The 12,557-nt window shown below is 60.8% G+C and carries 10 protein-coding genes; 5 read left to right on the top strand and 5 right to left on the bottom strand.

Annotated elements, in window-relative coordinates; all coding sequences use genetic code 11:
• Window positions 1-21: 21 nt before the first annotated feature.
• Window positions 22-984 carry a serine acetyltransferase gene (locus VGG64_16425; GenBank protein ID HEY1601190.1) on the bottom strand — a complete coding sequence of 321 codons (963 nt, stop codon included), beginning with the start codon at window positions 982-984 and terminating at the stop codon, window positions 22-24.
• A gap of 682 nt (window positions 985-1,666) precedes the next feature.
• Here VGG64_16425 and VGG64_16420 point away from each other — a divergent pair.
• From VGG64_16420 to VGG64_16410, 3 genes are all read left to right on the top strand, one after another.
• Window positions 1,667-2,590 (top strand): lysophospholipid acyltransferase family protein, encoded by a 924-nt coding sequence (locus VGG64_16420; GenBank protein ID HEY1601189.1) that lies wholly within the window; start codon window positions 1,667-1,669, stop codon window positions 2,588-2,590.
• Between the two features lie 181 nt (window positions 2,591-2,771).
• Window positions 2,772-3,104 carry a Rieske 2Fe-2S domain-containing protein gene (locus tag VGG64_16415; protein HEY1601188.1) on the top strand — a complete coding sequence of 111 codons (333 nt, stop codon included), beginning with the start codon at window positions 2,772-2,774 and terminating at the stop codon, window positions 3,102-3,104.
• A 119-nt stretch (window positions 3,105-3,223) separates the two neighbouring features.
• Window positions 3,224-4,186 (top strand): GNAT family N-acetyltransferase, encoded by a 963-nt coding sequence (locus VGG64_16410; protein ID HEY1601187.1) that lies wholly within the window; start codon window positions 3,224-3,226, stop codon window positions 4,184-4,186.
• A gap of 56 nt (window positions 4,187-4,242) precedes the next feature.
• On the opposite strand, the gene VGG64_16405 is transcribed toward VGG64_16410, so the two are convergent.
• Window positions 4,243-5,064, bottom strand: a complete 822-nt coding sequence (locus tag VGG64_16405) for a DUF1570 domain-containing protein (GenBank protein ID HEY1601186.1) — start codon at window positions 5,062-5,064, stop codon at window positions 4,243-4,245.
• 645 nt (window positions 5,065-5,709) lie between these two features.
• Between VGG64_16405 and VGG64_16400 the strand changes: the two genes are divergently transcribed.
• Entirely contained in the window at window positions 5,710-7,821 is a 2,112-nt protein-coding gene (locus tag VGG64_16400; protein ID HEY1601185.1) for a tetratricopeptide repeat protein, read from the top strand.
• Window positions 7,822-8,017: 196 nt separating this feature from the next.
• Window positions 8,018-8,839, top strand: a complete 822-nt coding sequence (locus tag VGG64_16395) for a class I SAM-dependent methyltransferase (protein HEY1601184.1) — start codon at window positions 8,018-8,020, stop codon at window positions 8,837-8,839.
• Between the two features lie 14 nt (window positions 8,840-8,853).
• Here the strand turns inward: VGG64_16395 and ispG are convergent, their stop codons facing one another.
• The 3 genes from ispG to VGG64_16380 all read right to left on the bottom strand — a co-directional run bounded on the left by ispG (window position 8,854) and on the right by VGG64_16380 (window position 12,518).
• On the bottom strand, window positions 8,854-10,002 hold the full coding sequence (gene ispG, locus VGG64_16390; protein ID HEY1601183.1) for a (E)-4-hydroxy-3-methylbut-2-enyl-diphosphate synthase: 1,149 nt from the start codon (window positions 10,000-10,002) through the stop codon (window positions 8,854-8,856).
• A gap of 106 nt (window positions 10,003-10,108) precedes the next feature.
• Window positions 10,109-11,107: a substrate-binding domain-containing protein gene (locus tag VGG64_16385; GenBank protein ID HEY1601182.1), complete on the bottom strand. Its 999-nt coding sequence runs from the start codon at window positions 11,105-11,107 to the stop codon at window positions 10,109-10,111.
• A 40-nt stretch (window positions 11,108-11,147) separates the two neighbouring features.
• Entirely contained in the window at window positions 11,148-12,518 is a 1,371-nt protein-coding gene (locus VGG64_16380) for a hypothetical protein (protein ID HEY1601181.1), read from the bottom strand.
• Window positions 12,519-12,557 lie beyond the last annotated feature (39 nt).

The raw sequence follows: 12,557 nt of genomic DNA, 5'->3' as shown, positions 1-12,557 counted from the left end.
GTGCGCAATGCGCCCGCCGGGCTAAATCTGGTAATTCAGCTCGACTTCGTCTTCCTCTTCAATTTGTTCTCCGCGCATGCGCAGCTTGGGCTTTTCCAAGACGACGGTCGTGCGCGGGGCAATGCTGCGCGTCAGCCAGACGCTCGATCCGATCACGGAATCCGACCCGACGACCGTTTGCCCGCCGAGCACCGTGGCATTAGCGTAAATAATCACGCGATCCTCGATTGTGGGATGCCGCTTGTTTCCGCGCACGATGTGTCCATCACCGTCGGTCGGGAAGCTCAGCGCGCCCAGGGTCACGCCTTGATAGAGCTTCACTTGGTCGCCAATCTCGCAGGTCTCGCCAATCACGACGCCGGTACCGTGATCGATGAAGAAACGCTGCCCGATCGTAGCGCCGGGATGAATGTCGATGCCGGTCCGGCTGTGGGCCCATTCAGTCATCATGCGGGGAATCAGCGGCACCTCGAGCAGGTGCAGCAAATGCGCCAGCCGATAAACCGTAATGGCCACCAGCCCGGGATAGCAGAAAATCACTTCATCGGGATTCTTTACCGCGGGATCCCCGTCGTAAGCCGCCTGCACGTCGAGGGCGAGCATACGCCGCAACTCGGGGAGTTGCTTCAAAAACTGAATGGTCGTCGCCTGGCCCAAGGCTTCGAAATCGATGTCGTTTTCTCCGCCGCAGGGCGCTTGCGCCTCGTGTCGCAGGGCCCGACCAATTTGCGTCGTGAGCCGATCGTGCAGCCGGTCGACCAGTGCCCCGACGTAATAGCCGACGTTCCCCTGGTGCAACCCTTCTTGCCGCCGGTAGCCCGGGTAGATGATCTCTTGCAGATCTTCGACGACCTGCACGATCACGTCGTTGTTCGGTAGCGGGCAGTGCCCCAAGTGATTGATCGTTCCCACCTCGGTATAGGTGTCTACGATGCTCTGGGTCACCTCGGGAAGCTGTTCTTTCAAGCGAACGTCTGAAGCCATGAAGGACCACTCCGTGCCGGCCAATGCGGTAGATCAAGGCGCGCCGAAACGTGATTCGGCAACTGGGAAAAAACACAACGCGGCGTGCAGCAATGCAGAGGGAAGCGTCCGGTTAGCCCGGACAGCGACAGCTTAGCGCAAGGGTCCGGGCACGACCATAGGTATGTCGTCCACGCAAGTCGTCGAAAAAGGACCAGCTAGCTGGCATAATTTGATTACCGGGCAAAGATTCTTCCGGTTCGAGCGTTTGTTTCCGGTGATGCGTGCCGCCGGAGTGCAACCCCGCGAGGGAACGCCTTACCGGGAAATCGTAGGTGGCAGGATCGGTAAAATCAAGCTTCCTGAAATTCTCTTTCGGCGGCGTTGGCGCCGGAAGTTTAGGAGGATTACCCCTCGGAGGTGGCCGCCGACAAGAAGATTTCCATGCCAGCATGGTAGCATTCCGATTGGCTGCGTGACCACCAACCTACTGGATTGCCAGGTGCAACCTGTCGGTCCGTACGTGGACAGCCGTTGGGCCGGCGCCATTTCTGACGCATCGAAAACCGCTCTTTGCCTCATTCGCGGGACGTGGCACAATTCTGCCCGCATTACTCGGGCGTGATCCCGCCAGACGATCGCCCGGCCCTGATACCTCCCCCGGGCAATTTGCTGCCCCGCGACCAGGCTCGTGGAAGTGCGTGTGCCAGTGCAGAATATTGCCCAGTATCTGACATACCTTGCCGTCCGCCTGTTCATTTGCCTGGTTCAGGCCGTGCGGATGGAAACCTGCGAGTGGATGGCCGATTTGTTGGCCACGATCGCGACGGACGTCATACCGCTGCGCCGTAAGGTGATTGACGACAACCTGCGGCACGCCTTTCCCGAGTTGCCCCCCGAGCGGCGTCGCAAGCTGGCCAAACGAATGTGGAAGCACCTTTTTGTACTGGTGGCCGAGGTGGCGCACGCCCCGCGGAAAATCCACGAGACCAATTGGCGCGACTACATGCGGTTGAAGGATCCCGACATCCTGGTCCGTGCGCTATTGGACGACCGTCCTTTGCTGATGGTTTCGGGGCATTTTGGCAACTTCGAGTTGGCAGGCTTCTTCCTCGGCATACTCGGCTTTCCGACCTATACCGTGGCCAGACCCCTGGACAACGTCTACCTCAACGCGTTTGTCAGTCGCTTCCGCGGGGCGACGGGACAGCACATTATTCCCACCAAGGGGGGCTACGATCAGATTCAGGCCGTGTTGCGCAGTGGCGGAACGATGGCCTTTCTGGCGGATCAGTATGCCGGCAGCAAAGGGTGCTGGGTCGAGTTCTTTGGTCGCCCGGCGTCGGCCCACAAGGCTATTGCACTGTTGGCCCTCGATAACGATGCTCCTATGTCCGTAGGTTACGCACGACGTTTGCAGTCACCGCTGCATTACGAGATGACGATTTGCGGAATCGCGGACCCGCGCGACGCCGACAGTCGCACGACGGCCGGAGTGCGAACATTAACCGAGTGGTACACCCGCACGATCGAGGAGTTTGTTCGACGTACGCCGGACCAATATTGGTGGCTGCACGATCGCTGGAAAGACCGCCGCAACCCTCGCCAACGTCGCCGCGCCGCGTGAGACGTGAGTTGGCCCCGGTAGATCGATGGCTCGCTAGCTCGCGCCGCGCTATAATCCGGGCACACAATGGGCAGCGTCCCAACTGCGTCTCGGACACCGGCGTTCCCAGGCATGTCCGGCCGATCGATTTCGCTGCTGCACGATTTTCGCCTGCCATTTCTAGCCGTCGAGCCAACCCGTCATGCCCCATTGGATCCGTGTAACCGATCTGGCCAGTTGCCCACCGGGGACGGCGCTAGAATGCACGGTCGAGGATCGGATCGTGGCGCTATTTCACGTAGACGGCAGCATCTACGCACTCGACGGCGTCTGTCCGCACCAGGGAGGCCCATTGGGAAACGGCTGCTTGACGGGTACGATCGTAACCTGCCCCTGGCATGGCTGGCAGTTCGACGTTCGCACGGGCCAACATCAGCTGAGCCGTGGAATTCGCCAGCCTGGCTTTCCGGTCAAGATCGAAGCGGACGCCGTGTGGGTCGACCTAGAAGGCCACTTACCGACGGATGCACCCTGAACAATTGCCCCACGGGCTGCGATAGAAAGCGTCGGACGGCAACGCAGCCACATGTGCTAAATGGTGTATGGACGACCGTCACGCGGCGCGCGTGTCACGGCTGAATCGAGTGACCAACGTTGATTCAATATCGCTCCTTCCGCAACTACGATACGCCGCAATTGATCGACGTCTGGCGTGCGCAGCCGCGCGAACGCGGATTGGCGCAACCGGTATCCGTTGAGTTGTTCGAGCAAATCGTGCTCTCGAAACCTTACTTCGAGAACGACGGCCTGATCCTTGCCATCGACGAGGGGGTCGTCGTCGGTTTCGTGCATGCAGGATTTGGCCCGACAGATGACGGCCGTGGTGTGAATCATCGCTTTGGCGTCACCAGCCTGCTACTGGTGCGGCCCAACTACCAACAAGCCGATATCGGCCAAGAGTTGCTGGCCCGCAGCGAGTCCTACCTGCGCGGCCGCGGGGCCGAGGTGCTTTACGCCGGCGGTATTCGCCCACTCGATCCATTCTACCTGGGGCTCTACGGCGGCAGCGAGCTGCCCGGTGTGCTGGCCTCGAACCAGTTCGCCAATGGGGTTTTCCAGGCGGGCGGGTACCTGGAAATCGATCGGGTCATCGTGCTACAGCGCGAGCTGACGGGGTTTCGGCCTCCGGTCGATCGCGTACAGATGCAAATACGCCGCACGTCGGTGATCGAGGAGACTTGCGACGCGCGACCACGCAGCTGGTGGGAGGCCTGCGCGCTAGACCACTTTCAAGTGGTTAGTTTCGACCTGGTGGAACGCGACGAAACACGGCCCGCGGCCACTGCGCGATTTTGGATTCTGGAAAGCTTCGCGGCGGGCTGGGGCGTGCAAGCCGCCGGCTTATACGAACTCGAGGTCGCGGCCGATCGTCGCCGCAAAGGAATCGCTACGTTTCTTTTGGCCGATGCCTTTCGCCGCCTGGTCGCACAGGGAATTTCCTTGATCGAAGTGCAGACCATGACCGGCAATGCCGCAGCGCTCGCGCTGTACCGTAAGCTGGGCTTCCGCGAAGTCGACCAAGGGATCGCCTATCGCAAGCAGGTCGAATTCAGTTAGGTAGCGCGCCGCGTGCAATTGCCGCAGGACGCGGGGAAATCGCCGCCCTGCGTCTGCTATTTCTTCGTCAGATCGGCCAGATGCTGGCGCACGACCTGGTCGGCGTCGGGCAACGATCGAGCCAGATAAGCCGAAAGAGGTTCAAACGAGCCGTCGCGTCGCATTTCGCGCAGATACTTCTGCAATAGTTCGCGACGCGGAGGGATCGTTTCCAGCAGCATGTGAATCCAGGCCCAACTCTCGGCATAGTCGGCCTGCTGCATCTCGGCGACACTGTTGAATTGCTCCAAGCGAGCGAGGTTGGGCTGCCAACCGTCGCGCGTTGTGAGAGTTTGCAGCAAAGCCACGTGCGGTCGATTCAGACCGGCATCGAGACGCGGCGTCTCGAAGTATTCGGCCAGCCCCTCGTCCAACCAAAGTGGGATGGTTGGGAATGAGGCGTGCAAATAACCGTGTGCGACCTCGTGCCGCAGGTCTTCGGCCACGCGATCGCCCCATTGGGCGTAGACCGCCAGCGTGTTCTCGGTCTGCAGGAAAAAGGCCCGGCGGGCTGGGAAGTCTGGATAATGCTTGGCGAGATAGGCTTTGAACCGCAGTTCGTTTTCAAACAAATAGATATGGATCGGTTCGGTGGTTGGTTGCAGCGCCAACGTCGATCTCATGGTTTCGCGCAAGGCGCGCAGATCGTCAAACAGCCGATCCTGCTTCGGCATGCGAAAGTCTGTGTGAATGACCAATTGGTCGAGAACGACGGCATGGCGGACCGGAAGCGCGGCCGAATGTTCGAAAACGCCAGCGCAACCGCCCAGGGCGGCGATGGTCAAGATCCCCGCAGCCAGCAGTCGCGCGAGAGAGTGAGCCCCTGTTCGATGAACCACGGTCGGCCCTTGTTGTTTTCCAGCTCCATCTACCGGCGAGGGGAGGATAGTACCAATTCAAGGGAAAACGCAGAAGGTCAGAGGACTTTGTTGCTAGCAAGGTTCTGGCAACGAGACCGTGGGGCGGCAAACGAGAGTTCCAGGTGCTTCAGGGGGAATGGGAAACGATGATCGGCCCAAGAGCGCAAGATCCGAACGTGTTGCCCCCCTCGCACGTTGCCCGCCGCTGACTTTTGTCAAAGACGCCGGGCAGAGCGTCCGCGTGCGTCGGACTTCGTTTGCACCGGCGCGAACACTCGACACTGCCGTATGAGAAAAAGGAATGATGGAATGCGTATTTGGTCGGGGTTCTGACCCGGCCGCAAATGCCTCTCTGGGGCATTGGGAAATGTATGCGGGACGCCCGCGGGATGGTAATCTTGTCGCACACTCGCCGGATTCGGCGTAGTCGTGATGGCCGAACCGTCTTTCATGGCATCTCCGCAGGTACGGCTGTCGGCAGCGACCGCAGGCTTGCCTGGTTCAGGTTATGGGGCGATCGCGCGGCCAAGAAACGCTCTTACGCTGATGGCTGCATCCAAAAAACCTGAGCCCAACGTGAAAGCTCGCGCAGCGAGCCCTCGATTGCGCCAGCGAGATTCAACCTTGCCCTGGCATCGCAGGCCGATTCTCGCCGCTGCCGCGCTAGTCGTCATGGTGCTGCTGGCATACGCACCGGCAATCCGGGCGGGCTTTGTCTTTGACGATGACCACAATATCCGCAAGAACCTCACCGTGCGATCGCTCGACGGCCTGCGACAGATGTGGTCGTCGGCTGTGGCGAATCAACAGTTCTACCCTTTGACATATTCGACCTTCTGGGTCGAGTACCATCTGTGGCGGCTCGATCCCCGGGGCTATCACGTCGTGAACATCCTCCTGCACGCGGCCAGCGTGCTGCTGTTGTGGCGGTTGCTGCGCACGTTACGAGTGCCGGGCGCATGGCTGGGTGCGGCGATGTTCGCATTGCATCCTGTCGAAGTCGAGTCGGTCGCCTGGATCGCTGAGCGAAAGAATGTATTGTCGCTGGCCTTGGCGCTGGGGGCGATGCTGAGCTACCTGCGATTTTCCCCACCCGATGCCTCCGATGAAGATGAGCATACGGACGGCAAACGCTGGCGGTGGTATGCGTTGGCGCTGGGGCTGTTTGTATTGGCGCTATTCAGCAAGACGGCTGTTGTGACCCTGCCCGCGGTGCTCTTGGTTCTGTATTGGTGGAAGCGAGGGCGCATCACCCGACACGATATGGGCAGACTCTCGCCGTTTTTCGGCGTGGCATTTCTGCTGGGCCTGCTAACGGTATGGGTTGAAAAGAACCATGTGGGGGCTGAAGGGGCCGCCTGGTCGCTCGACCCTATCGAACGGGTGCTGCTTGCCGGCAGGGCATTGTGGTTTTATGCCGGAAAATTGCTGTGGCCACGACCGCTGACGTTCTTCTATCCGCGCTGGGACGTCGATGTCCGAACGTGGTGGCAGTGTCTCTTTCCTATTGCCGCGCTGGGAGCGATCGCCGTCCTGTGGCGCGCGCAATCGAGAATGGGGCGCGGCCCTCTGGCCGCGGTGTTGATCTTTGCCGGGATACTTGTCCCCGTGCTGGGATTCTTCAACGTTTTCTATGCGAAGTTCTCACAGGTCGCCGATCATTTTCAATACCATGCCAGCGTGGCGCTGATCGCGCTAGCCGCGGCTGGGTTTGCGCTCGCGGCCGAACGTGTCTCGGCAGCACGCGCGGGCTGGATGCCACGCATCGCCGCGCTCATTTTGTTGGCTCTTGGCTCCGTCACGTACCAGCGAACGTACCACTATCGGAACGAGGAACAATTCTATCGAGAGATCCTCGCGGAGAACCCTGCGGCCGGGGTCGCCCGGCAAAACCTGGGGAGCCTTCTGCACGACAGAGGGGATTACGAGGAAGCGTCTGCGTTGTACGCCGCGGCGCTCGCCGTGAATCCTGACGACTCGGTTTTGCAGGACGGTGCGGGGGCCATTCTTCTCGGCTGGGGAGGACGCGACGGTTTCCGGCCGGGCCAACTGGAAGAGGCGATCGCGCACTTCCGGAAGGCTTGCCTGCTCGAGCCGCGCAACCTTACCGCACAACGCAGTCTCGGTCTGGCGCTTACAGAAGCCCACGAGTACGACGCGGCGCAACAGCAATTCGAAGCAGTGTTGCAACTAGACCCTGACAATGTCGCGGCGCTTTGCAGCCTGGCACGATTGCGCACGCTCAGGGACGATTGGCAACAGGCCGAGTTCGACTATGAGCGTGCGCTGCGCATCAACCCTGATTTCGCGCCGGCACATTTCGGCCTGGGCGCGGCTTTGGTGCGCAAGGCGCATTATGAGGAAGCGCGCCTCCATTTTCAGCGGGGTCTGGAACTCGATCCTACCGATGCACAGGCCCAATTTGAAATGGGCACTTTACTGGCGCGACGCAACAATCCGGCGCTGGCGGCTCGTCACTACGCCGAGGCAGCCCGCCTGCGACGCAACTATCCGGAAGCCTGGTACAACTTGGGCGTGTTAGTCCGCAGCCGCAGCGTCGACGATGCGATCGGCTACTTCCGCAAGGCATTGGAACTAAAGCCCGACTACACAAAGGCGCAAGCGGCACTCGATGAGGCGCTCGGGGCGCAGTATCAGCGGCAAGACGGTGCCTGCGGTCAAGTATCTGGTCCGCGCCCTGCGTGGTTACGTCCGCCTGACAAGGCGCCTAAGTAGCATTTTGCCGCCCCACCTGTAATAAGCAAGCGAATTGGTCGCAGGCCATGGTCGCTCGATGGGTCGCACCAGTTGCTACCGAGATTCTGCAAAACGCTGATGCGTTTCTCACCAGTGGAATCAGGCCCCTTGTATTGCCCTGATATAATGACGCACTATTGCTTTGCCTTACGAGCGGAGCGAGGAGTAACTATTGATGGAAAGCCAGGAAATCGTCCGTGAACAGTACGGCGCAAACTCACTGCAAGCGCGAGTGACCGACGCCTTACGGAATGCGGGCTTGGAAAGCGGACCGCTGAAATGGTCCGATCTCGTGCCGCTCGATCAATTTCACGTGCGCGGTTTGACAGCCTCGCGAGAACTGGCCGAATCGTTGCACATCCAAACGGGGTCAGAAATTCTCGACGTCGGCTGCGGGCTGGGTGGGCCGGCCCGTTTTCTGGCTGCCACGTACGGTTGCCAGGTGACGGGGATCGACCTCAGCCAGCCTTTCGTCGACATTGCCACGATGCTTACTGCGCGCTGCGGCATGACGAAGACTGTTCACTACAGCCAAGCGGATGCTCTCGCTCTCCCCTTTCATGACATGCACTTCGACGACGCCTGGACACAACATGTCGCCATGAACATCGCGGATCGATCGCGGCTGTATGGCGAGATCCATCGCGTCCTGAAGCCGGGAGGCCGACTGGCAATCTACGACGTCGTGGCCGGTGACGGCCGCTCGTTGATCTTTCCGGTTCCCTGGGCGCGCCGACCGGAACTGAGTTTCCTGCTCACGCACGACGCAATGAAAACTGTCCTTGGCGCGGCAGGCTTTCACGAAGTCTCATGGGCCGACAAGACCGCCGCCAGCCTGGCCTGGTTTGCGGATCTGCAAACCAGGCTGCAAACATCACCACCATTGGGTCTGCCAGTGGTCATGGGACCAGAATTTCTGGAAATGGCCGCCAACCTGGCCAGGAATTTACATGAGGGACGAGTGCACCTTGTCCAAACGATCCTGCGCCGCGACTGAATTGCTCAATCCGCTCAGCCTGGCGATCCTACGGCGGACTTCTCGGCGATCAGCGCGTCGAGTTCGGCCTTCAGCTTCGGCAGAATGGCGTCATAGGGGAAGGCCCCCAACTCGGCGGCACCGCGCTTGAGATTCACCACGTTGGGTCCGCACCACAGCCCTAGATCGGCATCATCGGTCTCGCCGGGGCCATTCACACGGCAGCCCATCACTGCGATGGTGATGGCGTAGTCGCGGGCGTAAGTCGTCATCTCTTTGACTTGCTGAGCCAAATCGATGAAGGCCTCGTTCTCGACCCGCGAACAGCTCGGGCAACTGATGATGTTAAGCGTATCGAGACCGTAATCGACCACGCTGCGTACGCGTCCGACGGCGATGTCGGCCAAGATCGCACGGCCGGCGGCGATCTCTTCCGGCTTGCGATTGTTGGGCACCGTGAGCGATACGCGAATCGTATCGCCTACTCCACGGCTAATGAGTTGCTCGAAGGCGATCCGCGTCTTGATCACACCATCCGGAGGCATGCCAGCCTCGGTGACGCCCAAGTGCAAGGGGACGTCGGGCCGGGCGGCGGCGAAGCGGCGATTCACCTCCACGACTTTGGACGGATCGGAATCCTTGAGCGACACGCAGTACCGTGTAAAGCCCAATGAGTCCAATAACTCGCAATGCTCCAGGGCGCTGGCCAGCATCGGTGACAGCGAGTCGCCGGGTGCAAACTTGTCGGCCACAGCCGGGTCGACCGAGCCACAATTCACTCCCACGCGCATGGCGCAATCGTTCGCTACCGCCACGTCGACCAGGAACTTCACCTTATCTTGCCAAGGCTTGGTTCGCTCGTGGTGATACAGATGCCCCGGGTTGTAGCGAACCTTATCGACGTGCGGGGCCACGAGGGTGGCCAGGCGATAATTCTCTTGCAAATCGACAGAAAGATTAGCTTTGGTCTGCTGGCGGATCTCGGCCAGCGCCTCGGCATCCTTGCTGCTATCGACTGCGATTCGCACCACGTCGGCGCCGGCATCCAACAATGCGTTGACCTGGGTCACGGTGGCGGCCACGTCCTGCGTGTGAGTGGCGGTCATGCTTTGCACGGCCACCGGATGGTCGGCACCAATCGTAACGGTGCCGATTCGCACGGCACGTGTCGGATTACGTTTCATTTCCACTTGGTATCCGCTCCCTCGTTGAATCGCGTCGCGTGCCTGTTGGCACCGGTACGGTATTTTTGCCCTCTGATGCTACTAGAACCGCGATCCGCGACCGATATTAATCCTCGAACTGGACGGGCGTCAGCAATTTGGCCATCTCAGGCTCGCTCATGTTGGCCGGAGTGGCGATGAATTCCTCGATCGCGACGCGTTTCTCCGTCGGCTGGCCGGTAAGATGATTGACCATAGCCTTGACGGCCAGGTATCCCATTTTCACGGGGTCCTGCAGCACGATACCGTGTACCGTGCCCTCGCTCATGGCCTGAATCAGTCGAGAATTGGGATCGAAAGCGATGAACTTGACCTTGCCTGCCAATTCCTCGCGTTCGGACAATGCCCTCAGCATGCCGGTGCTGTTCGGTTCGCACACGGTAAAGACACCGTCAACCTGTTTATCGAACTTGAGCAACAGCTGCTGGCTGACTGAGAAGGCATTCTCGAACGACGTGCCCGAATGTTGATTACTGGACAGGATCTCGATGCCAGGCGACTCTTTGGCCAGCGTATCGAGGAATCCTTGCTCGCGCTGCTCGGTGCTTTCGCTGCCGGGACTGTAACGCAATAGGATCACGCGCCCCTTGCCGTCGAGCATTTTGGCCATCGCTTGCGCAGCCATCGCGCCACAGTGATAATTGTCCGTGGCGACGTAGCTGACGATGTCGTCCTCGTCGGCCGCCAGGGCGCTATCGAAGACGACCGTGGGAATACCCTCGGCCTTGGCCGCCCGCACTGGCGCGATCAAGCCTTGCGAATCGAGTGGCGCCAGGCAAATGCCGTCGACACGGCTTGTGACGAAATCTTGCACTAACGAGATCTGTCCCTCGCGATCGCTCTCCTGCAACGGACCTTTCCAAATTACTTCCACATTGCCGAATTCTTTGGCAGCCTGCTCGGCGCCGGCATGAACCGATTTCCAGAATTCATGCGTCGTCCCCTTGGGGATCACGGCGATGCGGTAGGTCTTCGCACCGTTTGCGCTCGCGCCGTCCGACGGCTTTTCCGCGGCGCAACCCACCAAGGCCAGCAGAGCACACGCCAAGGTCAAACGTATCTTCACCGCCTGGTCTCCTGGTAAGGGCAACGGCCACCATCATCGGCTATCGTCCGTGCGAACGTCCGCGGCCGTTGCCACGGCGGCCTCGCGAACTGGATTGTCCGCCGGGATTCTTCGCGCGGGCTTCGAGATTCGCGCCGACAATCATACCGATGGCCTCATCCCAAGTGGGAATGCCGCGATGATTGGCCTTCAAATCGTGATCGTCATCATCGTCGTGGTCGTGGTCGTGGTCGTGGTCGTCCAGTGTGGAATCGTCGGGCTCACGGATACCGTGCAACGGCAGATCGAAATCATCGTCGTCGGAATCATCATCAATCTCTTTATCAGCGATCGGGCGATCCTCGTAGCGGGCCTCGTCCGATCTGGGCTCGTCGCGTCGCGCGGCGGTCGGTTCCTTGTTCTCGCCGTTGCGGCGTCCACCGCGACGACGGCGACGGCGGCGTGGACGCCCACGTTCTTCCGACGGACCGCGCTCGCCAGAGCTTGCCGGCTCGTCGGCGCCTTCCAGTTGCTCTATCTCCGAGCTGGCGGAAAACTCATCGTCGGCTATGTCTTCATTCGTGTCTGATAGTGGTGCGGAATCTTCATCCCAGTTGCCAGGCTCGCGAGGCGCCTTGGGGGAACTGTCTGCCGATTTGCCACGGCCGCGTCGGCGACGACGGCGTCGACGGCCTGTCTTGCGTTCCCCTTCGCCCGACGCCGTTTCGGCGATATCGCCCGGTGCATCAGTCGAGGTGAAATCGACCAATTCTTCGATTTCGTCGCTGGCGAATTCTTCATCAAAGTCCTCGGGCGACGTACGAACGCGCTCGGGCGGACTCGTATGCTCGGCGCGCGGAACCGGTCCCCGCTGCGCCGGCGGCGCGTGCGGACGCTCAGGCGGTCGGTTGGATCGCCCTGAAGCGCCTCGCCCACGATCGTGCCGCGATGAGTCGCGTCGCGGTGGTTCGCGGCGGGGTGCGTCGGTGCGCGGTGATTCGGAGCGGGTCGTTTCCAAGCGCGACGGTTCTGATCGCGGTGGCTCTGATCGCGACCCTTCGGATCGGGACGCGTCCGGGCGAGCTGCTTCGGCAGGCAAGGCTTCGCTGCGCGCCGATTCCACTCGTTGCTGGTCCACTCGTTGCTGGTCCACTCGTTCCTGTTCGACTCTGGGAGGTACGGCTCGCGGCGGGACGGTGCGTTCCGGACGTCGCGGAGGGGCCGCCGCCGGGGTCACTCCTAGATCGGCCGCCAGGTGCGACCAATCGGCCGTCGGCCGCTGCGCCGTGCGCGGTGTCTCGCTCGTGCGTCGGGGGGGCGCTGCCGCGGGAGGGGCTGCCGCCGGCTTCGGCGGTGGCGTGCTCGGTTTAACCTCGGCGCCCAGCTCCTTCGCCAATTCTTCCCAGCGGTTTGTATCCGGTGAGTCAGTCATAACGCTTGCTCTTGGTTACGTTATCGTTGACAACGGGTC

This window comes from Pirellulales bacterium, assembly GCA_036490175.1.
Classification (GTDB): domain Bacteria; phylum Planctomycetota; class Planctomycetia; order Pirellulales; family JACPPG01; genus JACPPG01.
This window is presented reverse-complemented; position numbering and strand designations above follow the sequence as displayed.